We start from the raw sequence: 26469 nt of genomic DNA, 5'->3' as shown, positions 1-26469 counted from the left end.
TTAGGTAATCAAGCATGCGTTTTTTAAAATTGCCTGGAAAATCATTGTTAGCTATGTGCCTGCTACTGGGCAGCGCCTGCCTTCATGCCGCAGACAGCTACCCAAATGCAGCCACGCCCAACTATGACATAGAGAGTGTCAATGGTCTCCCATCTATCAATAATACACCTATAAACACTGGAAAAAATCCTATCCCTGGATCGCCTAAAGTTCAGAATACTCCGCTTCTGGATGAGCATGGCTATTTGCTGGACAAGGAAGGAAATCCCAAGCTCCCGCCCTTCACCATATTTATCAAAAACTCGACAGGCCAGACACTACCAATATTTGGTAGCCGTCTGTTTCAGAATCCGGCGACAAAATTCGATGCACCACAAAGCGTACAAATCAACCCGGATTATATAATCGGCAGTGGCGACCAATTGCAGATCAAGGGCTGGGGGATGGTTGACATAGACCTGACCCTGACCGTCGATCGTAATGGCGCAATCTATCTACCGCGCGTAGGCAATATTTCAGTCGCCGGCGTGCACTACCGCGACCTGCAGGGCGTACTGAAAAAAAGCGTCAGCCGTGTATTCAATAACTTTGATCTGACTGTCAGCCTGCTGCAAAGCCGATCAGTGCAAATTTACGTTGTCGGCCATGCGCGCCAACCCGGCAGTTACACCTTAAATGCAATGAGCACGCTGCTTAATGCCCTACTGGAATCCGGTGGGCCTAGCGATAGCGGCAGCTTGCGCAAAGTCAAGCTGATGCGGGGCGGCAAGGAAGTAGCAACAGTCGATCTGTACGCAATTCTAGTAGACGGCGATAAGTCAGAAGACCAAACGCTTCGCGACGGTGACGTGATACAGATCCCGACAGCCGGCCCCCGTGTAGCCGTGTTCGGCGATGTCAAGAATCCGGCTATCTACGAATTCAAATCCGGCGAAACCAGCGCCGATCTCTTGCATTGGGCCGGCGGTCTCGAATCTGCCGCTGAAGGCAAGGAGCTGTTGATTGAAAAAAATGTCGGCAACCGCTTCCTGAAGCAAGCAAAAGTGCAGGATGACTTGCAACCGCTGAACAAAATCCGCCTCAAGGCTGGCGATATCTTCCGACTCAATGTACCGAATGCCCAAGCAGTCAGCGTGTTGAAAGATGAGCAGTTCGTTACTGTCAGCGGCGAATCCAATGCCACCGGCACATTCCAACTCCGTAAAAACGAGACCCTGCGCCAGTTGCTGATACGACTTGGCGGCGTAAGCGAATACGGTTATGTATTCGGTACCATGCTGGCTCGCGAAAGCATACGCGAGCAGCAGCAAAAGAAGCTGGATGAGATCGCCTCACGCTTCGAAAAGGATCTTGAACAAAATGCCACGGCTCGTCTTGCCAAACTGACTGATAAAGACACCATTGCAGCAGTGAACTCAGAATTAGAAGCACAGCGTAAGCTAGCGGCCAAAATGCGATCCATCAAAGCTGAAGGTCGCGTAGTGCTGGAGTTGAAAGACAGCTCAGCCGAAATCAAGGACCTGCCTGATTTAGAGCTTAAAGACGGCGACAGGATTGATATTCCGCAACGCCCCGGTACTGTAAATGTCTTAGGCGCAGTTTATCAAGCCAATGCCTTCATTTACCGCCCGCAACGCAATGTCAATGATTACCTGTCTCTTGCCGGCGGAACCTCGCCGACTGCGGATAAGTCATCTGTTTATGTGCTGCGTGCGGATGGCACCGTTGGCAGCAACAATAACAGTGGCTGGTTTTCCAGTGTAAGTGGGATGCGTATCAACCCAGGTGACACCATCGTGGTACCAGAAGAATTGAACACTGGTAGCTGGACTCAAGCACTCAAGGAATGGACCACCATTCTCTATCAATTCGGTCTGGGCGCTGCGGGTCTGAAAGTACTGAAATGAGCGTGGATCAGATGAAAGAAATACAGATACAGTCAAGCCAGCCAACTCAAAACGATGAGATCGATTTGACGGCACTTCTGGTTAAGCTGGCTCGACAGCGAAACTGGATCATAGCTTGCACTATCTTGTGCGGGACAGTGACCCTCTGCTATGCCTTGCTGGCCAAGCCGATTTTCACCGCACAAACCAGCATCATGCCTCCGCAACAGCAAAGCAGCGGCATGAGCGCCCTGCTTGGGCAATTGGGTGGATTGGCCGGAGCGGCAGGCGGCATCTCGGGTCTGAAAAATCCGAACGACCTATACATCGGCATGTTGCAGAGCCGCACCGTCGCCGACAAGCTGATTGCCCGTTTCAAGCTGCAATCACGCTATGAGCAAGAAACCGTCGAAGGGGCTCGCAAAACACTGCAACAGAAATCCAGTTTCGTCAGCGGAAAGGATGGCCTAATAGCCGTTGCCGTGGACGATACCGATCCTCAATTTGCCGCCACACTGGCGAATGCCTACGTTGATGAACTGAAGGCGCTCAATCGCTCGCTAGCCGTCACTGACGCCGCCAAGCGCCGTCTGTTCTTCGAACAGCAGCTGAAAGACACCAAGGCGCAATTGGCGGCGGCAGAGACAGACTTGCGCAAGACACAGGAAGCGACGGGCCTGATCCTGCCTGAGGGTCAATTGCCGGCCATTGTGTCCTCCGTCACCCAGCTGCGCGCCACCATCGCGGCCAAAGAAGTCCAACTGGAGGCGATGAAAAGCTTCGCGACAGCTCAGAATCCTGCCTACATCAAAGCACAGCAGGAGTTGAGCGGCCTGCACGAGCAATTGGCCAAGCTGGAAACCGGCCAACGCGGCAACGGCGACCTATTGGTTCCAACCGGGAAGTTTGCGCAGAGCGGCTTGGAATACATGCGCAAGCTGCGTGAACTGAAATATCAGGAAACCATTTTCGAACTGCTGTCCAAACAGTACGAATTGGCGAAGATAGACGAAGCCAAGGATTCCTCGCTGATTCAAGTACTGGATACGGCGGTCCCCCCTGAACTCAAGAGCAAACCAAAGCGATCCCTTATCGTGATGCTTGGCTTGCTCGGGGGATTGATGATAGGCATACTCAGCGCCTTGCTGCGCGATTTGTTTCAGAGTGAGCACTCCCAGCAGCGGCGGCGCCAACTGTTGCTCGCTCTCAAGAGCAGCCAATGATAAACAAACCGGTCGTCCTCAAACGGCCGGTTTGTTTTCGTCCTTCCCAAGCTGTCTAAACCGATATCCCATCCGGCAGATAAATCCCAGCAGCAGCAGCAGATTCATCACCAGGGCCAGCCTCAAGGGGCTGGCCCAGGCCAGCGGCGCGATCACGCCGGCAACCAGGCTGGACACCATGGTCTGACAAAAACCCTGCAGCGAAGACGCGGTGCCGCGCAGCTCCGGAAACTGGTCCATCAGGTTCAGCGTGATCGACGGCGCGGCCAGCGACATGCCCGTGGTGTACAGCGCCAGCGGCAACACCGCCCACGGCAGCGCCTGCTCGGGAGCCAACAGGTTGTACACCAGATTAGCCAGCGCCGCGGCGAACATCAGCCAATAAGCGCGCGACACCACCTCCCGCGACGAGAAATGTCCGGCCATGCGCCCCGACAGGTAAGCGCCGAACATGATGCCCGACACCGCCGGGCCGAACAGCCACAGGAATTCGGTCGGACCCAGGCGCAGATGCTGCATCAGGAATACCGGCGCCGACGGCACATACAGGAAAAAGCCGGCGAAATTGAACGACACCGCCGCGGTCAGCAACTGGAAATTGACGGTGCGCCCCACCCGCCAGTAGCTGGCCAGCAGCGGGCGCGGATGCAAAGGCTGCCGCGCCGCCTTCGGATGGGTTTCCGGCAGGCCGAACCAGCACAGCGCGAACAGCGCGAAGCCGATCAGCGCCATGAACGCGAAGATGGAATGCCAGCCGAAGGCGCCGAACAGCCAGCCGCCGACTACCGGCGCGACCGCCGGGGACAGCGAGAACAGCATGGTCACCTGCGACATCAGCCGCTGCGCCGCGGCGCCTTCCAATCTGTCGCGGATGATGGCCCGCCCCACCACCAGGCCGGCCCCGCCGCACAGCCCCTGCAGCGCGCGGAACAACAATAGCTGGCCCAAGGTATTGGACAGCGCGCAGCCGACCGAAGCCAGGCCGAACAACAGCGTGGTCGCCAGCACCACCGGCCGGCGGCCCACCGCGTCGGAAATCGAACCGTGCCACAGCATCATCAACGCGTAGCAGAACAGGTAGACCGTCAGCGCCTGCTGCATTTCCAGCGGCGACGCAGACAGCGTGTCGCCGATGGCCCGCATCGCGGGCAGGAAGGTGTCGATCGAGAACGGACCCAGCGTGGACAACGCCGCCAGCAGCGCGGCCAGGCCAAAATGATTGCGAGAGGTGCGGGACATGACGGAAGAATCTCGGATAATGTCCGAATGTTAACTGTTGACGCTGCGATTGCCAAACCAAGCTGGCAAGCTAGCCAGGATGGCGCTTTCATGCCACGATGCGCCCCCTTCCCAACCCACAAGCAGCGGGTTATGCTGCCGGCAATGCCGCAGCGGCCCGGATCAACGACAAGGGAGAAGACTCATGATCCGTCTCTATCACAATCCCAAGTGCTCGAAATCCCGAGCCGCCCTCAGCCTGCTGGAAGAGGCCGGCGCCGAAATCGAAATCGTCGAGTATCTGAAGCACCCTCCCAGCTATGAGGAACTGGACCAGCTGCTGGGCCTGCTGGGCCTGGAGCCGCGCGAGCTGATGCGCCAGAAGGAAGAGGAGTACGCCGACCTCTACCTGGACGACATCACGTTGGAACGCAAGCATCTGATCGCCGCGATGGTGGACAATCCCAACCTGATCGAACGCCCCATCGCCATCGCGGATGGCCGCGCCGTGATCGGCCGCCCGCCGGAGCGGGTGCTGAATCTGCTGGGCAAATAAGCCTGCCCGTGGCGGCGCCTCCCCCGCCGCCACTCTCCCTCCTTCCCCCGTCTCGCCGGCCCTTCGGCTGCCGCCGTCTACCGGCCGCCAATCTAACCCATTGTCATTTCGCCACACTTTTCGCCAGCATTTCATTAGCAAGGTTATTATTACTTGCAAAATAATACCGCACGTTACTAAAATGGCCGCATGAGTCCAAACAAGTCCTTTTCCCAGTTGGAGCAAGCGATCAACCGCGTCGAATCGCGCTTTCCCGGCGTGCCCCGCCAGGAAGTGATCCTGACCCGCCTGATCTTCCACATCGTGCCGCGGCTGACCTCCCATCTGTGCGAGTGCCTGAAGCAGCATGGCCTGAACGAGACGGTGTGGATGGCGCTGCTGGCCTTGTACGCCTGTCCGAACCAGATGCTGAATCCATCGGATATCAGCGAAACGCTGGACTCCTCGCGCACCAATGCCACCCGCATCGCGGACGAGTTGGTGAAAAACGGCTGGGCCGCGCGCTCGGCCAGCGCCGAGGACCGGCGGAAGATCGTGCTGGAGTTGACGCCTGCCGGCGTGGAGCTGGTGGAAGGCCTGCTGCCCTACTCCCGCGAAATCCACCGCTCGCTGTGGGCCGACTTCGAAGCCGACGAGAAAGCCGAACTGGAACGGCTGATGCGCAAGCTCCTGAGCAAGCTCGGCGGCTGAGCCCGCGCTTTTTCACTCGAATAATAACCCGGGTGATTATCACCAGATTAATCACGTCCGGACCGACATGCATCATTGATGGAGACCGACAAGGTGAACAAGAAATCCTGGCCACAAACCGCCGGGGTGTTGCTGATCAGCGCCGTGCTGAGCGGCTGCGCCAGCTTCGGCCCAGACGCCGCCCCCGACCAAATGGTAGGAGCCGACCAGCTCAAGCTGGCCGTCGCCGGCCAACAGAATGTCCGCGCCGACTGGTGGCGCCAATTGAACGATCCCGAGCTTGACCGCCTGGTCGAAGCCACGCTGAAAGACGCGCCGTCGCTGAAGCTGGCCGCCGCGCGGCTGCGCCAGGCGCGCGCCGCGGTCGGCATCGTGGAAAGCAAGGACGGCCCGCAGCTGGACGCCATGGCCAACGCCGTGCAAATCCACGCCGATCCGCTGAAGGCGCTCCCGCACAACGACAAGGATTACATCAACGCCTACACCGCGGCGCTGGTCGGCAGTTGGGAATTCGATTTCTGGGGCAAGAACCACGCCGCCGTCAGCGCCGCCCTCGGCCAGCAGCAGGCCGTCGCCTACGAAGGCCAGCAAACCCGCCTGCTGCTGACCCAGGCCGTGGTCGCCCAATACACCCAGCTGCAGCGCAGCCTGGCCCAGTCCAGGCTGCTGTCCCAGCGCCTGGCCATCGCCCAGAGCCGCCAGAAGCTGACCCAGGCCCGCGTCAACGCCGGTCTGCTGCCCGGCGACAACCAACGCGGCAACGAAGTGTCGATCGAGCGGCTGCAGCAGCAGCAAAGCGCGCTGGACAACGACATCGCCCGCAGCCGCCACGCGCTGGCCGCGCTGACCGGACAAGGCCCGCAGCAGCAGGACAGCCTGAATCCCGGCAAACTGGACGCCGCGCCGCAACCGGCGCTGGACAAGCTGGACGCCAACCTGCTGGGCCGCCGTCCGGACATCGCCGCCCAGCGCGCCCGCGTCGAATCGATGACGGCCTCGGTCAAGGAGGCGCGCGCCGAGTTCTACCCCAACGTCAAGCTGACCGTGTTCGCCGGCCAGAGCTCGCTGAAAATGGACCAGCTGTGGAAGAGCGAATCGTCGTTGTGGGGCTTCATGCCGGCCATCAGCCTGCCGATCTTCCACTCCGGCCAGCTGCAGTCCAACCTGTCCAAGCAACAGGCCGGCTACGACATGGCGGTGCAGCAATACAACCAGACCGTGCTGGACGCGCTGCGCGACGCCGCCGACGCGGTCAGCGGCTGGCAGAACAGCCAGCGCCAGCTGCAACAGTCCGAGCGCGCGCTGCAGAGCAGCCGCAAGGCCAATGACTCGATGGCCGCCCGCCTGCGCGCCGGCCTGGTCAACAAGCTGTCGCTGCTCGACTCCCAGGACGCGCTGCTGAGCCAGCAATCCGCCAACATCGACGCCCAGGCCGCCAACCGCCTGGCCTGGGCCTCCCTGAACACCGCATTGGGCGGCGGCTTCGACAACCAGGCCGCCAGCCGCTAAGGACGCACGAAAATGGATCAGAAACTGGAAACCGCGAAGACTCGCAAACGCAACCTGCTGGTGGCCACCACCCTGTTCGCCGCCATCGCCATCGGCTACGGCGCCTATTGGGCGCTGGTGCTGAGCCACCAGGAAGACACCGACGACGCCTATGTCGGCGGCCACCTGGTTCAGGTCACCCCGGAAGTGGGCGGCACCGTCGCCAAGATTCTGGTCGACGACACCGTGGCGGTGAAGGCCGGCCAGGTGCTGGTCAGCTATGACAACAGCGACGCCCAGCTGGCCTTCGAGCGCGCCCGCAACGAATTCGCCCAGACCGTGCGCCAGACCCGCCAGCTGATGGCCAACAGCCAGCAGCTGGACGCCCAGGTGGCGCTGCGCCAGGCCGAGCTGTCCCGCGCCGAATCCGACCTGAAGCGCCGCAAGCTGCTGGCCGGCAGCGAGGCGATGTCCGCCGAGGAGCTGGGCCACGCGAGCGACGCCGTCGCCGCCGCCCAGGCCGCGCTGGCCGCCGCGCAGGAACAGGCCAAGGCCGGCCTGGCGCTGGTGGGCAAGGACGAGCTGGCGCACCAGCCCGCGGTGAAGGCCGCCGCCAGCCGCCTGAAGGAAGCCTGGCTCGCGCTGCAGCGCACCGAAATCAAGTCGCCGGTCAACGGCACCGTCGCCCGCCGCAACGTGCAGGTCGGCCAGCGCGTCGCCGCCGGCACGCCGCTGATGGCCGTGGTGCCGCTGGAGCATCTGTGGGTGGACGCCAACTTCAAGGAAGGCCAACTGGCCAAGATCCGCATCGGCCAGCCGGTGGAGCTGAAGTCCGACCTGTACGGCGGCAAGGTGGTCTACCACGGCAAGGTGCAGGGCCTGTCTGCCGGCACCGGCAGCGCCTTCTCGCTGCTGCCGGCGCAGAACGCCACCGGCAACTGGATCAAGGTGGTGCAGCGCGTGCCGGTTCGCATCGCGCTCGACCCCAAGGATCTGCAGGAGCACCCGCTGCGCGTCGGCCTGTCGATCGACGCGGTGGTGGACACCAGCGACCAGGACGGCAAATCGCTGGCCGAAGCCGCCCCGGCGACCGTGGTCAGCGAACACAACGGCACCCTGCCCGACCTGAAGCAGGCCGACAAGCTGGTCGCAGAAATCCTGGCCGCCAACGCCGGCAAGTAAGGACGCCCACCCATGAACCATCCGCCACTGAGCGGCTCGAAACTGGTTTGGATCACGCTGGCGTTGTCGATGTCGGTGTTCATGCAAGTGCTGGACACCACCATCGCCAACGTGGCGCTGCCCACCATCTCGGGCAACCTCGGCGCCGCCACCAGCCAGGGCACCTGGGTGATCACCTCGTTCGGCGTCGCCAACGCCATCGCCGTGCCGCTGACCGGCTGGCTGGCCAAGCGCTTCGGCGAAGTGAAGCTGTTCACCGCGTCCACGCTGCTGTTCGTGCTGACCTCCTGGCTGTGCGGCATGTCGGGCAGCCTGGAAATGCTGATCTTCTTCCGCGTGCTGCAAGGCGCGGTGGCCGGTCCGATGATCCCGCTGTCGCAGAGCCTGCTGCTGTCCTGCTATCCGGCCGCCAAAAAGAGCATGGCGCTGGCGCTATGGGCGATGACGGTGATCGTCGCGCCGGTGTTCGGGCCCATCCTGGGCGGCGTGATCAGCGACAACTGGCACTGGGGCTGGATCTTCTTCATCAACGTGCCGGTGGGCCTCGCGGCCGCCTTCATCTCCTGGCGCATCTTGAAGAGCCGCGAGACCGACACCTTCGACCTGCCCATCGACAAGCTCGGCCTGGCCTTGCTGGTGATCGGCGTCGGCTCGCTGCAGATGGTGCTGGACCGCGGCAAGGAACTGGACTGGTTCAACTCCGCCGAGATCGTCACCCTGGCGGTGATCGCCTTCCTGGCGCTGACCTATCTAGTGATCTGGGAGCTGGGCGAGGAACACCCCATCGTCGACCTGTCGCTGTTCAGCCAGCGCAACTTCACCGTCGGCACCGTCGCCATCAGCCTGGGTTTCATGCTGTACTTCGGCGCCGTGGTGCTGCTGCCCTTGATGCTGCAGACCCAGCTGGGCTACACCGCCACCTGGGCCGGCCTCGCCGCGGCGCCGATCGGCCTGATCCCGGTGGTGCTGTCGCCGATCATCGGCAAGAACGCCCACCGCTGGGACATGCGCTGGATCGTCACCGTCAGCTTCAGCGTCTACGCCATCTGCTTCTTCTGGCGCAGCACCTTCAACACCGACATGGACTTCTCCTACGTGGTGTGGCCGCAGGTGGTGCAGGGCATAGGCGTGGCGTGCTTCTTCATGCCGCTGACCACGATCACGCTGTCCGGCCTGCATCCGTCGCGGATCGCCAGCGCGTCCAGCCTGTCGAACTTCCTGCGCATCCTGGCCGGCAGCATCGGCACCTCGATCACCACCACGATGTGGGACCGCCGCGAGGCGCAGCACCACTCCAAGCTGACCGAGCATGTGACCCAGTACGATCCGGCCTCGGTGTCGTGGTTCGACACCATGGGCAAGCTGGGCCTGGGCCCCAGCCAGCAGCACGCGCTGACCCAGCTGCAAATCACCAAGCAGGGCTACATCATGGCCGCCAACGAGATCTTCTGGGTTTCCGGCATCCTGTTCGTGCTGCTGATCGGCCTGGTATGGTTCGCCAAGCCGCCGTTCACCGCTTCCGGCGGCGACAGCGGCGCGCACTGAGCAAGATCCAAGCCTCGGCACAAACGGGCCCTGCTGAACAGCGGGGCCTGTTTTTTTTGACACCGCACCCCGCTCTCGCCTCTTTCCTTCCGGCGCTCCCGCGCCACGCCGACAACCCATCCTCCCCGGCAGCCATCGAGATGGATGAAATCTGCAAAAGCGGATGTCGCCGCTCTGTTAGAGTCGTCTCGATCGCCATGCCAAACCGGTGCCCGCGCCTGACACAGGCCGGCACTTGGCAACCGAACATGTCCGGCCTGTCTGAATGCGCGCCATGCGGCACGGCAGGCCGCGCCGCTGCCATGCAAACTTCAGGAGAACATCCCAGATGATAGCTTCATCCAGCATTTCCCCCAGAGAATCGTTTCTTTACTTTTCCTGCCTGGAAAATGAAAAACTCCGGTCCGTCTCCGGCGCGAGCGCGCTGAAAACGCCGGAAGCAAGATCGAAACAGCTAGGGCTGGGCGTCAGCGCCGTAAGCAATACGCCCCTCAACCTGGCGGCTTCCTCCGGGTACAAGCTGTTCGACCAGGCCGTAATGGAAAACCCCAGAAGCGGAAAAGACATCTTCCGCGACCCTGCCATGGCAGACAGGGGCCGCGCTTTCGTGGCCAAGATATCCTCAGTCAAGACGCCGTTGGATTCCACCCTCTATGCGCTGACATTGAAAATCGGCGCCGATCTCGCCAATGGGAAAATCGACGCCCATTTGATCGGACAGGATATCAGTCTCGCCACGCTGAAACTGGACCATTTCGCCGCCCGATGAGGCGTTGAATCCATAGCCGCGCGGGGACGGGACGGCCGCTTCGTCCCCGCGCATCGTCAGCCCCACCCCAGTTGCAGCTTTTCGGAAAAGGCCGCCATGCCGCGGCCTATCGCCTTGTCCCGATGCTGGATGCGATACAGCGTCCGGGTCAGCCGCGGCAGGTCGGCGTCCACTTCGACGATGGTTCCGGCGGCGAGCAGGTCCGCCGCCACGTGCCGCGACAGGCAGCTGACGCCCAGCCCCGCCGCCACCGCGTGCTTGATCGCCTCCGAGTGGCCCAGCTCCATGCCTATGGCCAGGCGGTTCAAATGCGGCAGCAATACCCGCTCCACCTCTTCCCGGGTGCCTGAACCCGCCTCGCGCAATATCCACGGCGCGTCGGCCAGCTCGTCCAGCCCCACCTTGCGGCCGGCCAGCGGATGATCCGCCGCCGCGAACACGATCAGCTCGTCCTGCCGCCAACCATGGGCCAACAGTTCCGGATGGTGGCACGGCCCCTCGATCAGGCCGAAATCGACACGAAACGCCGCCACCGCCTCGACGATGTCGCGGGTATTGGCCACTTCCAGCTCCAGCCGCGCCTGCGGCCACTCCTTGCGGAAAGCGGCCAGCAACGGCGGCAGCAGGTAATTGGCGATGGTGGTGCTGGCGCCAATGCGCAGCGCCAGCTCGCCGCCCTGGAACAAATCCTGCACGTCGGCTGCCGCGTCCAGCAGCGCGCGGGCGCGCGGCAGCAGCAGGCGGCCGTGCTCGTTGATCAACAGGCGGCGGCCGACGCGATCGAACAGCTTGGCGTCCAAGCCCTGCTCCAGCTTGTCCAGCGCCTGGCTGGCCGCCGATTGCGTCAGCGCCACCCGCTCCGCGGCGCGCGTCACCGTGCCCAGCTCCGCCACCGCGACGAACACCTCCAGCTCCCGCAAGCTGATGCGCAGGCTCATGCCGGCTCCTAAGCAGTTTTATTAATGATATCCATTAATTTTATCCGTTTTTTTACTTATCGACAGTAGCGTATCTTGGACATATACCAAAGAGGCATTAACATATGACCAAATATCGCAACCTGATTCCCGGCCTGGCGCTGTCGCTGGGCCTGGCCGGCGCCGCCATCTGGGCCGCGGAGCTGCCCGCGATGAAAAGCCTGGGCCTGTCCGCTCTTACCCTCGCCATCGTCGGCGGCATGATCGTCGGCAATACCGTCTACCGTTTCGTCGCCGAGCCCAGCCACCACGGCGTGACCTTCTCCAAGCAGAAGCTGCTGCGCGCCGGCATCATCCTGTTCGGCTTCAAGCTGACCTTTCAGGACATCGCCGCCGTCGGCTTCTCCGGCGTGCTGATCGACGCGCTGGTGCTGACCTCCACTTTCCTGCTGGCCTTCTGGCTCGGCCGCAAGAAACTGGGCCTGGATGAACAAAGCGTGATCCTGATCGGCGCCGGCAGCTCGATCTGCGGCGCGGCGGCGGTGCTGGCCACCGAACCGGTGCTGAAAGCCCATGCCGAGAAGGTCGCCGTCGCGGTGGCCACCGTGGTGGTGTTCGGCACCGCCGCGATGTTCCTGTGGCCGCTGATGTACCAGGGGGTGCGCCACCTGGGCATCTCGGAGTTCAGCTACGGCCTGTTCGCCGGCTCCACCATCCACGAGGTGGCGCAGGCGGTGGCGGCCGGCAAGTCGGTCAGCGACGCGGCGATGAACACCGCGGTGATCACCAAGATGATTCGCGTGATGATGCTGGCACCGTTCCTGATCGCGCTGTCCGCCTGGCTGGCCAACAAGCACAGCGGCGGCCATCAGAAGAAGCAGGCGATCGCCATCCCCTGGTTCGCCGTCGCCTTCCTCGTCGTGGCCGGCTTCAACTCCTTCGACCTGCTGCCGCGCGCGCTGCTGCAACAAATCATCTCGCTGGACAACCTGCTCCTGGCCGCCGCGATGGGCGCGCTGGGCCTGACTACCCACATCTCCGCCATCCGCCAGGCCGGCGCCAAGCCGCTGCTGCTGGCCAGCGCGCTGTTCGGCTGGCTGATCGTGGGCGGCGGGCTGATCAACGCCGGCGTTGCGACCCTGCTGCATTGACGCCTCTCCACGTCCAGGAAGGATCCACGAAAAAACACCCGGCAAAACCGGGCGTTTTTCTATGCCGAGCCGCCAGGACTCAACATGGGCACTTCTTCATGCTCTTGCCGCCGTAGCGCTGCTCCTGGCAGTAGCGGAAGAACTCCTCGCGGCTCATCACCTGGGCCGCGGGATCGAAACGGCGGCGTCGGCTGACATAGATATCGTAGTCGCGCTGCCCCACCATCAGCCGGGCGGTGGCCACCGCCGCCCTCCATAACTCAGCCATTGGCGCCCTCCTGCCGGTATATCGCCGGCACTTCCTTCGCCGTCGCCCACTTCACCGCCAGCGATTTGCGGATCACGTAGATGCCGAACACCAGCATCGCCAGCACCACCGCCATGAACAGGGCAGTCAGCGTGGCGTCCACATAATCATTGAAGATGATCTGCTGCATTTGCGCCATGTTCTTGGCCGGCGCCAGCACCTCGCCCTTGGCCGCCGCCGCGGAGAACTTGTCGGCATGCGTCAGGAAGCTGATCTTGGGGCTGGAATGGAACAGCTTCTGCCAGCCGGCGGTCAGCGTGGCCAGCAGCAGCCAGAGGGTGGGCAGCGCGGTCACCCACACGTAGCGGGTTTTCCGCATTTTCACCAGCACCACGGTGGCCAGGGTCAGCGCGATGCCGGCCAGCATCTGGTTGGCGATGCCGAACAATGGCCACAGCGTGTTGATGCCGCCCAGCGGATCCACCACGCCCTGGTACAGGAAATAGCCCCAGGCCCCGACCGCGAGGCCGGTGGCGACGAAGTTGGCCGCCCACGACTCGGTGTTGGCCATCGGTTTGACCACTAGGCCCAGCAGGTCCTGGATCATGAATCGCAGCACGCGGGTGCCGGCGTCCACCGTGGTGAGGATGAACAAGGCCTCGAACAGGATGGCGAAGTGGTACCAGAACGCCATCATCGTCTTGCCGCCGATCACACCGGACAGGATATGGGCCATGCCCACCGCCAGCGTCGGCGCGCCGCCGGCGCGCGACAGCACGGTGTGCTCGCCGACGTCGGCCGCCAGCTGGGTCAGCGCGTCCGGCGTAATGACGAAGCCCCAGCCCGAAATCACCTGGGCGGCATCCGCCGCGGTCTTGCCGATCAGCGCCGCCGGGCTGTTCATCGCGAAATAGACGCCCGGATCCAGCACGCAGGCGGCGATCAGCGCCATGATGGCGACGAAGCTTTCCACCAGCATCGCGCCGTAGCCGATCATGCGGGCGTGGGATTCGTTCTCGATCAGCTTGGGCGTGGTGCCGGAAGCCACCAGCGAGTGGAAGCCGGACACCGCGCCGCAGGCGATGGTGATGAACAGGAAGGGGAACAGGTTGCCGGCGAACACCGGGCCGCTGCCGTCGATGAACTTGGTGACCGACGGCATGTGCAGCGGCGGCGCCACCACCAGGATGCCGATGGCCAGGCCGACGATGGTGCCGATCTTGAGGAAGGTGGACAGGTAGTCGCGCGGCGCCAGCAGCAGCCACACCGGCAGCACCGAGGCGACGAAGCCGTAGCCAATCAGCGTCCAGGCCAGCGTGGTGCCCTTCAGCGTGAACAGCGGCGCCAGCGTCGCGCTCTTGGCGACGTCGCCGCCATAGACGATGGCCAGGATCAAGAGGATGAAGCCCAGCACCGACACCTCGCCGATCTTGCCCGGACGGATGAAGCGGGTGTACACGCCCATGAACAGCGCGATCGGTATCGTGCAGGCGATGGTGAAGGTGCCCCACGGGCTGTCGGCCAGCGCCTTGACCACCACCAGCGCCAGCACCGCCAGCAGGATCACCATGATCATCAGCACGCCTATCGACGCGATCACGCCGGCCACGTCGCCCATCTCCTGGCGTATCATCTCGCCCAGCGACTTGCCGTCGCGACGCATCGACAGGAACAGGGTCAGGAAGTCCTGCACCGCGCCGGCCAGCATCACGCCGACCAGAATCCACAACGTGCCGGGCAGATAGCCCATCTGCGCGGCCAGGACCGGCCCCACCAGCGGACCGGCGCCGGCGATGGCGGCGAAGTGGTGGCCGAACACCACCCATTTGTTGGTGGGCACATAATCGAGCCCGTCGTTGAACTTTTCCGCCGGCGTCAGCCGGCGCGGGTCGAGCTCCAGCACCTTGTCGGCGATGAAACGGCCATAGAAGCGGTAGGCGATCGCGTACACCGACAAGGCGGCCACCACCAGCCACACCGCGTTGATCGTCTCGCCGCGGTTGAGCGCCACCATGGCGAAGGCCGTCGCCCCCGCCAGCGCCACCAGCAGCCAGACCGCGCACTGTTTGATCTGTTGCATAAGGATGTCCCTGTTCTCTCTATTTCTCCCGGCTCCTGCGGCGGCAGCCCATTCTGTCCGCCGCGGTCCGGTGGGGTACCGCTGCTTTGATTCTGTCGGCATAGCAGCCGAAATACAAGCCTGCCAGCCCGAACGGCCCGTGTTACTATTTTTGCTGGGAAATCGGAATATCTCGCAATGGCACAACACATTCTGATCGTCGAAGACGACGCCAGGCTGGCCGAGCTGATCGCCGCCTACCTGACCAAGCATGGCTACCAGGTCAGCCTGCACGGCCGCGGCGACACCGCGCCTGCCTTCATCCTGGAAACCCGCCCGGACCTGGTGGTGCTGGACGTGATGCTGCCGGGCAAGGAGGGTTTCGACGTCTGCCGCGACGTGCGCCCGCACTACGGCGGCCGCATCCTGATGATGACCGCGCGCGACGAGGACGTGGACGAGATCCTGGGCCTGGAGCTGGGCGCCGACGACTACCTGGCCAAACCGGTGGAGCCGCGCCGGCTGCTAGCCCGCATCCGCGCGCTGCTGCGCCGCAGCGGCGGCGCCCGCCAGGAAGGCGGCGGCGTCGCGGTGGAGAACGACGGTATCACCTTCGGCCAGTTCAGTATCAGCCAGGCCACCCGCGAGGCGCTGCTGGGTGACGAGCAGATCGAGCTGACCACCGCCGAGTTCGACCTGCTATGGCTGCTGGCCACCCACGCCGGCCAGGTGCTGTCCCGCGACGACATCATGAGCGAGCTGCGCGGCATCGGCTTCGACGGCCTGGACCGCTCGATCGACGCGCGCATCTCGCGGCTGCGCCGCAAACTGGGCGACAACCCCGATGCGCCGGCGCGGATCAAGACCGTGCGCGGCAAGGGCTATTTGTTCTCGCGCAGCGACTGGGAATAGCCGATGCCGTCCAAGAACCTGCGCGGCTGGCTGCGGCCGTCGCTGGGTACGCTGTTCGCCCGCTACTTCCTGATCACCATGCTGATCCAGCTGTTGATCATCATCGGTTTCGGCTTTCTGGTGACCAAGCTGTACGAAAACAGCGACCAGGCCGGCAAGACCCAGTTCATGCGCGGCACCGTGGCGCTGATCCAGGACAAGCTGAGGGGGCAGCCGCCCCAGCGCTGGGACGCCGAGCTGGCCTCCATCGCCAGCCGCTTCAGCTATCCGATCCGCCTGATCGACCAGCCGCCGGCCGAGCTGGACGGCCAGGCCCAAGCCCTGCTGCGCCGCGGCCAATCCTACCTGGACGCCGACAGCCAGGTGCTTTACGCGCCGATGCCCTCCGGGGGCAGGCTGCTGGCGCTCGGCCCGCTGGACATGCAATCCAGCGACAGCAACTGGATCAGCGAAGACATCGAAGTGCTGCTGATCTGGATGCTGCTGTCCGGCGCCACGCTGGGCACCCTGCTTTATGTCATGCTGCGACCGCTGTGGACCGACCTGCTGGAAGTGCGCCGCACCGCCGAGATGTTCGCCGAGGGCGACTTCAGCGCCCGCGCCCGCTCCGCCAGGAGCCGGCTGTTCGCGCCGCTGCCGCTGGCCTTCAACAGCATGGCCTCGCGGCTGGAGCGCCAGCTGGAAACGCGCCAGGCGTTGTCGCACGCCATCGCCCACGAGATCCGCACGCCCATCGCCCGTCTGCGCTTCGGCCTGACCATGCTGGAGGAGGAAGAGGATCCGATCGAGTGGAAGCGTTATCGCGACGGCATGGAACGTGACATGGTGGAGCTGGAGGAGCTGATCAGCACCAGCATGGAGTTCGCCAAGCTGCGCCGCAGCGAGGTGCCGCTGCACTTGGAGACGGTGGATCTGTTCGACTGGTTTGACGACCTGATCGACCTGGTCACCCCGCTGAAGCCGCCCAACCTGACGTTGACGCTGGAATGCCCGCGCGAGGACGGCGCCTTCGACCGCAAGCTGATGTACATCGCCACCCGCAACCTGCTGCTGAACGCGTTCAAATATGCGCAATCGCAAGTGAGGATGACGGTCTACCATCAGGGCGCCCAGTTGATCATCGAAGTGGATGACGACGGCTGCGGCATCCCGGAGGAAGACCGCGACAAGGTGTTCGAACCCTTTTTGCGGCTGGACCGCAGCCGCGACCGCGCCACCGGCGGCCACGGCCTGGGCCTGTCCTTCGTGCGCCTGATCGCCGAACACCACCACGGCCATGCCAGCGCCGGGGCCAGCACGCTCGGCGGCGCCCGCTTCCGCATGATCATTGCGCAACCTTCCCCTTGCGGGCAATAAGTCACTCATTGTCACAAAGCATCGACAGGAAGCCCACAGACCGCTTGCGCTTGATTCCGGATAATTCCGATTATCGAAAATCAGGAATATGCAGAATGGTTTCCACACGACCGGCGGCGCTGCTGGTACACGGCCTTGGCGGTACCGCTTATGATCTGGGCGCGCTGGGCCGCACGCTGGAAGACGCCGACATCGTTACCCACTCCCCGGTGCTGCCCGGTCACGGCGGCTCGCCGGAAGACCTGCTGGGCGTAGGCTGGGAAGATTGGGTGGAAAGCATTCGCAGCGAATACCGCGCACTGAAGGCCAAGCACAAGGTCGTCCACCTGGCAGGCGTCTGCCTGGGCGGCCTGGTGGCGCTGGAAGTGGCACGCCGCGAGAAGCATCAGGACAAGCTGGCGCTGTACGCGCCGCCGGTGTTCCTCGACGGCTGGAGCCTGCCCAAGCTGACCTGGCTGCGCCACGCGGTGTATCACATCCCCCGGCTGGCCAAGAAAATGCGCGTGCCGGAAGTCTCCCCGTTCGGCATCAAGAACGCGCGCATCCGCAAGGCGATCCAACAGCGCTTCGAGCGCGGCGACCGCTTCCATTACGCCTACATCCCGCTGATGTGCATCCGCGAAGTGGACCGCCTGCGCCGCCAGCTGCTGCCGCGCCTGGCCGAGATCACCTGTCCGACGCTGATCGTCCACGCCGACGAAGACGACATCACCAGCCCGCGCTCCGCCCACCACCTGATGCAGTACCTGGGCGGCCCGGTGGACTTCATGCCGCTGTCCAACAGCTACCACATGGTCATGGTCGACAACGAGCGCGCCGAGGTGCTGCAGCGCAGCTTGAAGTTCTTCAACAGCGCGCCCCAGCCCCAGTTGGTCGAACAGGCCTGCGGCTGGACCGCCTTCGCGGCCGCCTGACGGCCTCCTCGCCCTCAAATCAAAACAGCCCGCAACGACGGGCTGTTTTGCCATCCGGGCATGGTCGGATCAATGCCTCATCCAAAATAATTGATGTAAGAACCATTTTACACATCGTTACACAAAACCTTCACGCCGCCCAAACAACACGTACATACAAGTAGGCCGACTTTTTTCAGAATAGCGCCTGATCCATCAACCCATGCAGTCATGAAGTCATGAAAAAAATCATCGCCGCTTCCGTGCTGAGCTTGGCAGCTCTCTCCGCCCACGCCGCAGAACAAGGCGCTTACCTGTTCGGCAACCTGGGCTACAACTTCGCCAAACCGAAGAAATTGGACACGCAAGGCGTAGAAGGCCTCAGCGCCAGCCATTCCGCGGCCGGCGCCAGCTGGGAACTGGGCGGCGGCTACCGCTTCAACGACCATTTCGCCCTTGAAGCTTCTTATGCCGATTTCGGCAAGGCCAAAACCTCGGTGGCGGCGCGCACCGACGACATCAACGGCAACGTCGGCGTTTCGCTGGAAGCCACCGCTCTGCGCCTGGCCGCGGTCGGCATCCTGCCCGTCACCAGCGAACTGGAACTGTTCGGCAAAGTCACGCTGAACCAGATGTATTTCAACGCGTCGGCCAACGCCAGCGCCAGCATCCCGGCGCTGGGCTTTGAAACCGCAGGCTCCGGCAGCGAAAAACAAAATCGCCTGCGCCCCGGCATCGGCCTCGGCGCCGCATACAAGATCAACAAGCAGCTGTCGCTGCGCGGCGAATACGAATATGTATCGCTGCCGAACTGGACGCTGCCCAACGGCGCCAGCGTGATGCAGAACGGCATGCACATCGTCAAGGCCGGCATCAGCTACCGCTTCTAAGCCCCATCGCCCCGACAGCCCGCCCAGCGGGCTGTTTCGCATGCAGCCGGCCCGGCATCAGGCATGGCCCGCTCTGTTACAATCACAGCCTGTTTCTTCATCAGGACAACGCCATGAGCCACCCGCACAGCAACGCCGTCAAATCCTTTCTGCTGGACCTGCAGGACCGCATTTGCGCGGCGCTGGAGCAGGCTGACGGCAAGGCGCAGTTCGCCGAAGACGCCTGGAGCCGCGAGGCCGGCGGCGGCGGGCGCAGCCGGGTGCTGACCGGCGGCGAGGTGTTCGAGCAGGCCGGCGTCAACTTCTCCCATGTCCACGGCGACGCGCTGCCGCCCTCCGCCAGCGCCCACCGGCCGGAGCTGGCCGGCCGCCGCTTCGAGGCGATGGGCGTGTCGCTGGTGATCCACCCGTCCAATCCGCACGTGCCCACCAGCCACGCCAACGTGCGTTTCTTCATCGCGGAAAAGGACGGCGAGGCGCCGGTATGGTGGTTCGGCGGCGGTTTCGACCTGACGCCGTTCTACCCGCAGGAAGAGGACGCCGTGCACTGGCACACGGTGGCCCGCGACCTGTGCGCGCCGTTCGGCGGCGACGTCTATCCCCGCTACAAGAAATGGTGCGACGAATATTTCCACCTGAAGCACCGCAATGAGGCCCGCGGCATCGGCGGCCTGTTCTTCGACGACCTCAACGAATGGGGCTTCGACAAGAGCTTCGCCTTCACCCGCGCGGTCGGCGACGGCTACCTGGACGCCTATCTGCCCATCGTCGCGCGGCGCAAGGAACAAGCCTGGGGCGACCGCGAGCGCCAGTTCCAGCTGTACCGGCGCGGCCGCTACGTCGAATTCAACCTGGTCTGGGACCGTGGCACGCTGTTCGGCCTGCAGTCAGGCGGCCGCACCGAATCGATACTGATGTCGATGCCGCCGCTGGTGCGCTGGGAATACGGCTACCAGCCGGAACCGGGCAGCCCGGAAGCCAGGCTGTACACCGACTTTCTGCCGCCGCGCGACTGGGTGTGATCAGGCCGGGGGGGCCGGCTGCTTGGGAATCTGCCGCAGCCAGCGCAGCGTCCTGTCCTTCTCCTCGGCCGAGCACGCTCGGCGCGTGCTGGAAATCGTGATGACGCAGCCCTGCTCTGTCCATTGCAGCTCGCTGCGGCGTCCGTTCTCCTCAACGCTCATCGCCAGCCAGGCGCCGGCCCCGAAACGAGGCGCGGCGCCAGTGGCGTCCAGTTTGCCCTGCACCGACAAGCGAACCTGGCGGCCTTCCGCCTGGTAACGGTATTCCTGGCTCGCGGCGCGCTGCTCAGCGGGCACCGGCGGAGGCAACGGCGGGGTATTGCCGATTTCAGCCATCGATTTCTCCTAGTCTCATGGTTAAAAAACACCCAGGCGATCAAAGCCCAGGTTGAATTTGGCGAACAGCACATTGCTGCGGACCGTGCTTTCCGCTCCGCCCACGCCGTTCAGCCCCGCCCCACGCCCGCGTACAGCGAGGAGCGGGGCGCAGGATAAAAGCGACATGAGCATCAGCGCGCGCCATCGCGGGACGCACTTCACCCGCTCTCCCCGACGCCCGAAGCCGCATCCCGCTGTTTATCGCAATACTCGCCCAGCAGAGCGTCGAAGCGCGCCGCATCCCAGGTACTGGATATGAAATGGCTGAATGAGGCGAAGCACGCGCTCTCCCCGTTGATGAAATAGAGGATTTCCCCAAAACAGCCGCCGAACAGGCGCGCGATCGCCACGCTCGCCTCGCCAAGCCAGGAGGGAATGGCCACATCGCCGCCGGGATTGAACAGGACGCCATCGCCCAGCACCGCGCAGGCGACCGGAACACCCTTCGGGCGCTCGACCGAAAACGTATGCCACATGGCGTCCGGCTGGCTATTCGGCTTCCAGCCGCGCAAATCGAACGGGGACTTGTACACCACGGAGGAAAAATCGCCGACCTCGGGATACGCCCGGCCAAACGCATAGTCGTAACGGGGCGTGGCCAGAGGAAACGACAGGCCGCTCGCTCGCTTCCATTGCAGGAACAGCGGCAAATAATCGCCGCACAGCGCATACATGCCGGGACGGGAGGAGCACGCCGCCGTCAAAGACAGCGCCTGCCGGAAATAGGCCTCGATCTCGGTCTGCGCCGCCACCGCGTCGCCAGCCGCCTGTTCGAACAGCTTCTGATTCATGAAAAGCCGGTTGATCAGGAAAACGCCGTCCGGAACGACGGCCCCTGGCCTCGCGCCGCGCAGGAAAGACAATCCCCGATTGTCGACCTCGCACGACACGCCTGCCAGCATGTCCTCCGCAGCCAGCGTTTCCAGCTCCCGCGCGCCCGCCATCCGCGACAAGGATTGGACCACCTCGTCCTGCGCATGCCGCGAGAAAAGAACCGCCATTCTTTTCATACCACTTCCTCTTTCCAAGATTTCATTCAGGCATACGCGGCGCGGACATCGTCAGACATCACCCGGTACAGATCAAACAGCCAGGAGGGGGATGCGCCGCACTCCCGCAGGCAGGCGTCCAGATTCTCCAGGCGAAATCCGCGCGCGCATTTCGCCAGCAGGCTTTCCACCCGGCTCCGGTCAAACTCGGCGCCGGACGGATACAACTTGAGATAAAAATGGAACAACGCGAAGTAAATCAGGATGGCATGCGTGAACGCGTTATAGGGAATGGGATTGCCCGACCAGGGCGAAACCGGCCTCAGCCGAGCAGACTGCTGATAAGCGACGAAAGACCCGTGCTGCAGCTCATACATCGCGAAAAAGTTGTGCAGCGACTCGTGAATCAGGGTATCGACCAGGTCCACCACCGTATAGCGGTCTAGTTGCGGATTCAGGATCCGCAGCTCGCCGATGTCGTTGGGATCAGTTTCCGCCGCCAGGATATCCAGGGAGTGCTTGCGGCAAATGATCGTTCGCGTCGCATTGCGAATCAGGCGGCCGGCCAGCGGCGCCGCGGCGTCGATCATGGCGAGCGCCGTTTGCAGCTTGTCCATGACCCGCTCGCGTTCCTCGCCGCTGAACGCCTCAGCCGGCAAGGACATTGTGCTGCTGCCCGTTTCCATTCTGCGGCAGAGATCGCTATCGAAATCCACCTCGATCGACTCGCCCAGCATCCGCTGCGCGCCATCCCGCCCTTCCGCCTCGGCGATGGCCTGGATCGCCGCCCGGCAACCGCGCTCGTTCAGGCCCGAAACCGCCTCCTTGAGCTGATGGAATACCCAGGGGTTCAACAACGCCCGCTCGCCGGGTTCGACATCGCGAGCCTGCCAGGCATGATCCAGGCCGTTGCACGACGCGAACCAGAAAAGCTCCCTCGCCCATGAGCGCATCTTGTGGAGATGCGCGACCAGCACGTCGTCGACCATAGGCGGCGTGCCCGCCTCCCACTTCAACAGGTAAAACAGCTGCGTAGCGCTCAAGTTCCAACCTCTCCAGCCCAAGAGCCTGTTCACGATTTTTCTTCCGGCACCCAGGCCGCGCGGCCTTGGCCGGAAAAAGATCGTGGACAGGCTCTAAGAAAACAAATGGGCCACGTGATGGCGGCCCACTCCCTGCTGTTTCTCAGCCTTAGGCGTCAAAGCCGCCGCTGCTGACGGATTGCAGCAGCACGCCGCCATCTTCGCCAATCAGCGCCTGCTGTTGCTGCTGTTGCTGCTGCTGTTGCCGGCTCTCCTGGGCGCCGTGATGAACGGCTTGCGCCACCGACTTGACCACCGTGGTCTTCTCGGCGGCTTGCGCCGGGGCCGCGCTCATGACGGATGCGGCAGCCAGCAGGGCGGGAATCAGTGCCTTTTTCATTCATTTCTCCTAGTTGTTCGAATTGTTCACATTCCGCTCCATGACTATGAAGCGCATGAAAATACTAATTTATGACATTTGACTAAGTCAAAGCGTTTTTATCGCCAAGGACAAACGCACCGCAGACAGCTTTCGCCCCACCCTCGAACCGATCACCCCGGGCAGGACAGCACGGCTGCCGGCGGCAAGGATGACGGCCGTACAGCGATCCGCCGCCGAACGGAACAGGCGAAGCCCCGGCGCGGTCACACAGCGCACACTTACAAAGCATGGGGGATGAGGTATCCTATTGGATTGGACACCACCGCAAGCCGACGCCACTCCCTCGTTCAAGATGAGCCAGACCTCCGCTATTCATTCCGGCCCGATTGCCCGCAAGATCGAACCCGCCCTGTGGCTGCTGTTCGCGCTGATATGGTTCGGCAGCCTGGGCTACCGCGGCCTGATCCACGCCGACGAGGGCCGCTATGCGACGATTTCATTGTTCATGCTGCACAGCGGCGACTGGGTCACGCCCCGCCTCAACGGCCTGCTGTATTTCGAGAAACCCATCCTGCAGTACTGGATGGGCGCGCTCAGCTTCGCCGCCTTCGGCGTCAACGAGTTCGCCGCCCGCTTCTGGCCGGGGCTGACCGGCTTCCTCAGCGTGGCCGCGGTGTCGCTGACGGCGCGCCGGCTGTGGGGCACCGAAGCCGGCCGCCACGCCGCGCTGGCCGCCGGCGGCATGGCCTGGATCGTCGCCAACAGCCACTTCCTGTCGCTGGACATGGGCGTCAGCTTCTTCCTCACTGCGGCGCTGTGCGGCTTCCTGCTGGCGCAGCGCGCGGAAGCCAGCCGCGAGGAAACCCGCTGGGCGATGTGGCTGACCTGGGCGGCGATGGCCGGCGCCACGCTCAGCAAGGGCCTGATCGGCCTGTTGATCCCCGGCGCCACGCTGGTGCTGTACAGCCTGGTCAACTGGCAATGGTCGTTCTGGAAACGGATGCACTGGATCAGCGGCCTCGCGCTGTTTCTCGCGCTGACCGCGCCGTGGTTCGTCCTGGTGTCCGAACGCAACCCTGACTTCGCCCGCTTCTTCTTCATCCGCGAGCATTTCGAACGCTTCCTCACCACCGAGCACAAGCGGACCGGCGCGCCGTGGTATTTCGTCCCCTACCTGATCCTGGGCCTGCTGCCGTGGACCACGCTGCTGCCGCGGATCGTCCGCGACGCCTGGGCCGACCGCGCGTCCAGCCTGCGCATCGGCCGCCTGCTGCTGATCTGGTGCGTGTTCATCTTCGCCTTCTTCAGCAAGTCCAGCTCCAAGCTGCCGTCCTACATCCTGCCGATGTTCCCGGCGCTGGCGCTGATGCTGGCGCACAGCCTGCCGCGGATGGCGCCGGGCGAGCTGAAAAAACATATCGTCCTGCCCGCGCTGCTCTGGCTGGCGCTGCTCGCCGCCTGGCCGTTCGCCGGCCGCTTCGCCAATGCCGATTCGCCGCCGGAGGTGATTCTGCCCTTCGCCCGCTTCATCGCCGCCGGCGCGGCCGCATTCCTGATCGCGGCGCTCTTCGCCTGGCGCGCGCTGGGAAGGGGGAAGATGCTGGCGGCGCTGGCGGCGCTGGCCTTCGGCAGCCTGGCCGCAGTGACGCTGGCCGCCAGCGGCCACGACAGCTACGGCCGGCTCAAGGGCAGCAAGGAAATCGTCAGGCAGATCCAGCCCTATCTGGCGCCGGACAGCGAAATCTACTCGGTCCGCTACTACGATCAGACCTTCCCCTACTATGTCGGCCGGCCGGTGACGCTGGTGGACTTCGTCGACGAGTTCGAGTTCGGCGAGGGACAGGAGCCGCAGCGCTGGATGCCGCGCATCGAGCAGTTCGCCGAACGCTGGCGCGCCGCGCCCAAGGCGGTGGCGATGATGAGCGACGACACCTATTCGCTGTTGCGGCGGCAAGGGCTGTCGATGAAAGTAATCTATCAGGACCCGCGGCGCATGGTGGTGGCGAAGCCCTAGCTTCAGCTTCTTCTGAAGGCTGGATCGAGAAGATACTTGGATAAGAATGCATGAAGCTGATTGAATTCGGATTGATACTGTTCGGCGTGCTGCTCAACGCCGCGGCGCAGCTGTGTTTGAAGGCCGGCGTGCGCCAGATCGGCCACTTCGATTTTTCGATGGCCAACGCGCTGCCCATCGGCTGGTCGCTGGCCACCAATCTGCCCATCGTCGGCGGCTTGTCCTGCTACGCGGTCAGCGTGGTGGTGTGGATCATGGCGCTGTCGCGCGTCGAGGTCAGCGTCGCCTATCCGATGCTGTCCATCGGCTACGTGGTCAACGCGCTGCTCGCCTACTGGATGTTCGGCGAGGCGCTGGCCACGCAGAAACTGATAGGCATCGCCGTCATCATCGTCGGCGTGGTGCTGGTCGCTCGCAGCTGAAAAACGATTCATTAGCCACGGAAGCACACGGAATGACACGGAAAGATTCACGGCCCCACACAGCCACGATTTGGCCACACGGCCTTCCGTGTTTTTCCGTTTGCGTCCGTGGCTAATTCTCAGGGTTTGAATATGGATTTTCTGCCGTTTACCCGTCCGTCCATCGACGAGGACACCATCGCCGCCGTCGGCGAAGTGCTGCGCTCCGGCTGGATCACCACCGGCCCGCGCTGCCAGCAGCTGGAGGCCGAATTGTCCGCCTTCTGCGGCGGCCGCCCGGTCCGCTTGGTCTCCTCCGCCACCGCCGCGCTGGAGATGGCGCTGCAGATCGCCGGCGTCGGTCCCGGCGACGAAGTGATCACCTGCCCGCTGAGCTGGATCGCCACCGCCAACGTCATCATGAAGGTGGGCGCGACGCCGGTGTTCGTCGACGCCGATCCGGCCACCCGCAACATCGACCTGGACAAGATCGAAGCCGCGATCACGCCGCGCACCCGCGCCATCATTCCGGTGGACCTGGCCGGCCTGCCGGTGGACCGCGACCGACTGTACGACATCGCGGGCCGCCACCGGCTGCGCGTGGTCGAGGATGCCGCCCAATCCATGGGCGCCAGTTGGAACGGCCAGTCCATCGGCAGCTTCGGCGACCTGGTGTCGTTCAGCTTCCACGCCAACAAGAACATGACCAGCGGCGAAGGCGGCTGCCTGGTGCTGAACGACGCGGAAGAGGCCAGGCTGTTCGAGAAACTGCGCCTGCAAGGCGTCACCCGCTTCCCGGACGGCACCATGGATGTAGACGTGCTGGGCGGCAAGGCCAACCTCACCGACATCGCCGCCGCCATCGGCCTGGGCCAGTTGAAGCGGCTGGACGGCTTCAACGCCCGCCGCCGCGAGCTGGCCCGGCTGTACTTCCAGCATTTCGAGCGCGCGCTCGGCTGCGAACTGCCGCCGGCCGACTTCCAGCACGGCAACTGGCACATGTTCCAGCCGCTGCTGCCGCTGGACCGCATGCGCGTCACCCGCGGCGAATTCATCGCCCGGATGAAGGCGGAGAACATCGGCGTCGGCATCCACTATCCGGCCATGCACCTGTTCACGCTGTTCCGCGACAAAGGCTACGCCGAAGGCCGCTTCCCGGTGGCCGAGGACATCGGCGCGCGCACCGTCACCCTGCCGCTGTTCCCCGGCATGCGCGACGAGGACGTGCTCCGCGTCTGCCAAACCTTCAGCGCCGTCCTGCGCGCCGTTTTACACTGAG

The 26469-nt window shown here is 63.6% G+C and carries 25 protein-coding genes; 17 read left to right on the top strand and 8 right to left on the bottom strand.

Annotated features, from left to right (window positions below):
* Positions 1-14 precede the first annotated feature (14 nt).
* A complete protein-coding gene (locus CV_RS22685) occupies positions 15-1907 on the top strand; it encodes an SLBB domain-containing protein (protein WP_011134328.1) in 1893 nt (630 codons plus the stop codon).
* Entirely contained in the window at positions 1904-3109 is a 1206-nt protein-coding gene (locus CV_RS03775; protein ID WP_011134327.1) for a GumC family protein, read from the top strand. Before CV_RS22685 ends, CV_RS03775 begins: the two co-directional genes overlap by 4 nt.
* An 18-nt stretch (positions 3110-3127) precedes the next feature.
* Here the strand turns inward: CV_RS03775 and CV_RS03770 are convergent, their stop codons facing one another.
* Positions 3128-4348, bottom strand: a complete 1221-nt coding sequence (locus CV_RS03770; protein WP_011134326.1) for a multidrug effflux MFS transporter — start codon at positions 4346-4348, stop codon at positions 3128-3130.
* Between the two features lie 184 nt (positions 4349-4532).
* On the opposite strand from CV_RS03770, the gene arsC reads away from it, so the two are divergent.
* The 6 genes from arsC (at position 4533) to CV_RS03740 (ending at position 10557) form a co-directional block, all read left to right on the top strand.
* Positions 4533-4883: an arsenate reductase (glutaredoxin) gene (arsC, locus tag CV_RS03765; RefSeq protein WP_011134325.1), complete on the top strand. Its 351-nt coding sequence runs from the start codon at positions 4533-4535 to the stop codon at positions 4881-4883.
* Positions 4884-5072: 189 nt separating this feature from the next.
* Positions 5073-5573 (top strand): MarR family transcriptional regulator, encoded by a 501-nt coding sequence (locus tag CV_RS03760; RefSeq protein WP_011134324.1) that lies wholly within the window; start codon positions 5073-5075, stop codon positions 5571-5573.
* A gap of 93 nt (positions 5574-5666) precedes the next feature.
* Positions 5667-7082: an efflux transporter outer membrane subunit gene (locus tag CV_RS03755; protein ID WP_043597315.1), complete on the top strand. Its 1416-nt coding sequence runs from the start codon at positions 5667-5669 to the stop codon at positions 7080-7082.
* Between the two features lie 12 nt (positions 7083-7094).
* A complete protein-coding gene (locus CV_RS03750; protein WP_011134322.1) occupies positions 7095-8243 on the top strand; it encodes an EmrA/EmrK family multidrug efflux transporter periplasmic adaptor subunit in 1149 nt (382 codons plus the stop codon).
* Positions 8244-8255: 12 nt separating this feature from the next.
* Entirely contained in the window at positions 8256-9788 is a 1533-nt protein-coding gene (locus tag CV_RS03745) for a DHA2 family efflux MFS transporter permease subunit (RefSeq protein ID WP_043595434.1), read from the top strand.
* 328 nt (positions 9789-10116) lie between these two features.
* Positions 10117-10557, top strand: a complete 441-nt coding sequence (locus CV_RS03740) for a hypothetical protein (protein ID WP_043595432.1) — start codon at positions 10117-10119, stop codon at positions 10555-10557.
* 56 nt (positions 10558-10613) lie between these two features.
* Here CV_RS03740 and CV_RS03735 read toward each other — a convergent pair whose 3' ends face one another.
* A complete protein-coding gene (locus tag CV_RS03735) occupies positions 10614-11495 on the bottom strand; it encodes a LysR family transcriptional regulator (protein WP_011134319.1) in 882 nt (293 codons plus the stop codon).
* A gap of 104 nt (positions 11496-11599) precedes the next feature.
* Here CV_RS03735 and CV_RS03730 point away from each other — a divergent pair, with 104 nt between their 5' ends.
* The gene (locus CV_RS03730) at positions 11600-12625 is read left to right on the top strand and encodes a YeiH family protein (protein WP_011134318.1); all 1026 of its coding nucleotides are present in this window, start codon (positions 11600-11602) and stop codon (positions 12623-12625) included.
* Between the two features lie 79 nt (positions 12626-12704).
* Here the strand turns inward: CV_RS03730 and CV_RS03725 are convergent, their stop codons facing one another.
* Positions 12705-12893 (bottom strand): YbdD/YjiX family protein, encoded by a 189-nt coding sequence (locus tag CV_RS03725; protein ID WP_043595429.1) that lies wholly within the window; start codon positions 12891-12893, stop codon positions 12705-12707.
* The gene (locus tag CV_RS03720) at positions 12886-14952 is read right to left on the bottom strand and encodes a carbon starvation CstA family protein (protein ID WP_011134317.1); all 2067 of its coding nucleotides are present in this window, start codon (positions 14950-14952) and stop codon (positions 12886-12888) included. Before CV_RS03720 ends, CV_RS03725 begins: the two co-directional genes overlap by 8 nt.
* Before the next feature lie 177 nt (positions 14953-15129).
* Here CV_RS03720 and CV_RS03715 point away from each other — a divergent pair, with 177 nt between their 5' ends.
* The 5 genes from CV_RS03715 (at position 15130) to hemF (ending at position 20004) form a co-directional block, all read left to right on the top strand.
* The gene (locus CV_RS03715; RefSeq protein WP_011134316.1) at positions 15130-15843 is read left to right on the top strand and encodes a winged helix-turn-helix domain-containing protein; all 714 of its coding nucleotides are present in this window, start codon (positions 15130-15132) and stop codon (positions 15841-15843) included.
* 3 nt (positions 15844-15846) lie between these two features.
* Positions 15847-17199, top strand: coding sequence for an ATP-binding protein (locus tag CV_RS03710; protein WP_011134315.1), 1353 nt, complete (start codon positions 15847-15849; stop codon positions 17197-17199).
* 95 nt (positions 17200-17294) lie between these two features.
* Positions 17295-18113, top strand: coding sequence for an alpha/beta hydrolase (locus CV_RS03705; RefSeq protein WP_011134314.1), 819 nt, complete (start codon positions 17295-17297; stop codon positions 18111-18113).
* Between the two features lie 218 nt (positions 18114-18331).
* The gene (locus tag CV_RS03700; protein ID WP_011134313.1) at positions 18332-18982 is read left to right on the top strand and encodes an outer membrane protein; all 651 of its coding nucleotides are present in this window, start codon (positions 18332-18334) and stop codon (positions 18980-18982) included.
* A 113-nt stretch (positions 18983-19095) separates the two neighbouring features.
* On the top strand, positions 19096-20004 hold the full coding sequence (gene hemF / locus CV_RS03695) for an oxygen-dependent coproporphyrinogen oxidase (protein WP_011134312.1): 909 nt from the start codon (positions 19096-19098) through the stop codon (positions 20002-20004).
* On the opposite strand, the gene CV_RS03690 is transcribed toward hemF, so the two are convergent.
* From CV_RS03690 to CV_RS03675, 4 genes are all read right to left on the bottom strand, one after another.
* Positions 20005-20340 (bottom strand): hypothetical protein, encoded by a 336-nt coding sequence (locus CV_RS03690; RefSeq protein ID WP_011134311.1) that lies wholly within the window; start codon positions 20338-20340, stop codon positions 20005-20007.
* A 200-nt stretch (positions 20341-20540) separates the two neighbouring features.
* Positions 20541-21392, bottom strand: a complete 852-nt coding sequence (locus CV_RS03685) for a hypothetical protein (RefSeq protein ID WP_011134310.1) — start codon at positions 21390-21392, stop codon at positions 20541-20543.
* Positions 21393-21418: 26 nt separating this feature from the next.
* Positions 21419-22414, bottom strand: a complete 996-nt coding sequence (locus tag CV_RS03680; protein WP_043595424.1) for a hypothetical protein — start codon at positions 22412-22414, stop codon at positions 21419-21421.
* Positions 22415-22562: 148 nt separating this feature from the next.
* Positions 22563-22793 (bottom strand): hypothetical protein, encoded by a 231-nt coding sequence (locus CV_RS03675; RefSeq protein WP_011134308.1) that lies wholly within the window; start codon positions 22791-22793, stop codon positions 22563-22565.
* Between the two features lie 289 nt (positions 22794-23082).
* Here CV_RS03675 and CV_RS03670 point away from each other — a divergent pair, with 289 nt between their 5' ends.
* The 3 genes from CV_RS03670 to CV_RS03660 all read left to right on the top strand — a co-directional run bounded on the left by CV_RS03670 (position 23083) and on the right by CV_RS03660 (position 26468).
* On the top strand, positions 23083-24789 hold the full coding sequence (locus CV_RS03670; protein WP_147296167.1) for a glycosyltransferase family 39 protein: 1707 nt from the start codon (positions 23083-23085) through the stop codon (positions 24787-24789).
* A gap of 50 nt (positions 24790-24839) precedes the next feature.
* Positions 24840-25211, top strand: coding sequence for an SMR family transporter (locus CV_RS03665; RefSeq protein ID WP_011134306.1), 372 nt, complete (start codon positions 24840-24842; stop codon positions 25209-25211).
* A 132-nt stretch (positions 25212-25343) separates the two neighbouring features.
* The gene (locus CV_RS03660) at positions 25344-26468 is read left to right on the top strand and encodes a DegT/DnrJ/EryC1/StrS family aminotransferase (protein ID WP_011134305.1); all 1125 of its coding nucleotides are present in this window, start codon (positions 25344-25346) and stop codon (positions 26466-26468) included.
* Position 26469: the final 1 nt, after the last annotated feature.

Origin of the sequence: Chromobacterium violaceum ATCC 12472 (assembly GCF_000007705.1) — a bacterium.
Taxonomy (GTDB): Bacteria; Pseudomonadota; Gammaproteobacteria; order Burkholderiales; family Chromobacteriaceae; genus Chromobacterium; species Chromobacterium violaceum.
Note: the sequence above shows the minus strand (reverse complement) of the source record. Positions and strands in the feature narration are given on the sequence as shown.

What these genes read in the sequence shown, in the direction of transcription:
- CV_RS03720 (WP_011134317.1), bottom strand. Translation starts at nt 14,952, where the DNA reads ATGCAACAGATCAAACAGTGCGCGGTCTGGCTGCTGGTGGCGCTGGCG.
- CV_RS03715 (WP_011134316.1), top strand. Translation starts at nt 15,130, where the DNA reads ATGGCACAACACATTCTGATCGTCGAAGACGACGCCAGGCTGGCCGAG.
- CV_RS03675 (WP_011134308.1), bottom strand. Translation starts at nt 22,793, where the DNA reads ATGAAAAAGGCACTGATTCCCGCCCTGCTGGCTGCCGCATCCGTCATG.
- hemF (WP_011134312.1), top strand. Translation starts at nt 19,096, where the DNA reads ATGAGCCACCCGCACAGCAACGCCGTCAAATCCTTTCTGCTGGACCTG.
- CV_RS03700 (WP_011134313.1), top strand. Translation starts at nt 18,332, where the DNA reads ATGAAAAAAATCATCGCCGCTTCCGTGCTGAGCTTGGCAGCTCTCTCC.
- CV_RS03705 (WP_011134314.1), top strand. Translation starts at nt 17,295, where the DNA reads ATGGTTTCCACACGACCGGCGGCGCTGCTGGTACACGGCCTTGGCGGT.
- CV_RS03690 (WP_011134311.1), bottom strand. Translation starts at nt 20,340, where the DNA reads ATGGCTGAAATCGGCAATACCCCGCCGTTGCCTCCGCCGGTGCCCGCT.
- CV_RS03775 (WP_011134327.1), top strand. Translation starts at nt 1,904, where the DNA reads ATGAGCGTGGATCAGATGAAAGAAATACAGATACAGTCAAGCCAGCCA.
- CV_RS03660 (WP_011134305.1), top strand. Translation starts at nt 25,344, where the DNA reads ATGGATTTTCTGCCGTTTACCCGTCCGTCCATCGACGAGGACACCATC.
- CV_RS22685 (WP_011134328.1), top strand. Translation starts at nt 15, where the DNA reads ATGCGTTTTTTAAAATTGCCTGGAAAATCATTGTTAGCTATGTGCCTG.
- CV_RS03730 (WP_011134318.1), top strand. Translation starts at nt 11,600, where the DNA reads ATGACCAAATATCGCAACCTGATTCCCGGCCTGGCGCTGTCGCTGGGC.
- arsC (WP_011134325.1), top strand. Translation starts at nt 4,533, where the DNA reads ATGATCCGTCTCTATCACAATCCCAAGTGCTCGAAATCCCGAGCCGCC.
- CV_RS03770 (WP_011134326.1), bottom strand. Translation starts at nt 4,348, where the DNA reads ATGTCCCGCACCTCTCGCAATCATTTTGGCCTGGCCGCGCTGCTGGCG.
- CV_RS03745 (WP_043595434.1), top strand. Translation starts at nt 8,256, where the DNA reads ATGAACCATCCGCCACTGAGCGGCTCGAAACTGGTTTGGATCACGCTG.
- CV_RS03740 (WP_043595432.1), top strand. Translation starts at nt 10,117, where the DNA reads ATGATAGCTTCATCCAGCATTTCCCCCAGAGAATCGTTTCTTTACTTT.
- CV_RS03735 (WP_011134319.1), bottom strand. Translation starts at nt 11,495, where the DNA reads ATGAGCCTGCGCATCAGCTTGCGGGAGCTGGAGGTGTTCGTCGCGGTG.
- CV_RS03665 (WP_011134306.1), top strand. Translation starts at nt 24,840, where the DNA reads ATGAAGCTGATTGAATTCGGATTGATACTGTTCGGCGTGCTGCTCAAC.
- CV_RS03750 (WP_011134322.1), top strand. Translation starts at nt 7,095, where the DNA reads ATGGATCAGAAACTGGAAACCGCGAAGACTCGCAAACGCAACCTGCTG.
- CV_RS03725 (WP_043595429.1), bottom strand. Translation starts at nt 12,893, where the DNA reads ATGGCTGAGTTATGGAGGGCGGCGGTGGCCACCGCCCGGCTGATGGTG.
- CV_RS03685 (WP_011134310.1), bottom strand. Translation starts at nt 21,392, where the DNA reads ATGAAAAGAATGGCGGTTCTTTTCTCGCGGCATGCGCAGGACGAGGTG.
- CV_RS03710 (WP_011134315.1), top strand. Translation starts at nt 15,847, where the DNA reads ATGCCGTCCAAGAACCTGCGCGGCTGGCTGCGGCCGTCGCTGGGTACG.
- CV_RS03760 (WP_011134324.1), top strand. Translation starts at nt 5,073, where the DNA reads ATGAGTCCAAACAAGTCCTTTTCCCAGTTGGAGCAAGCGATCAACCGC.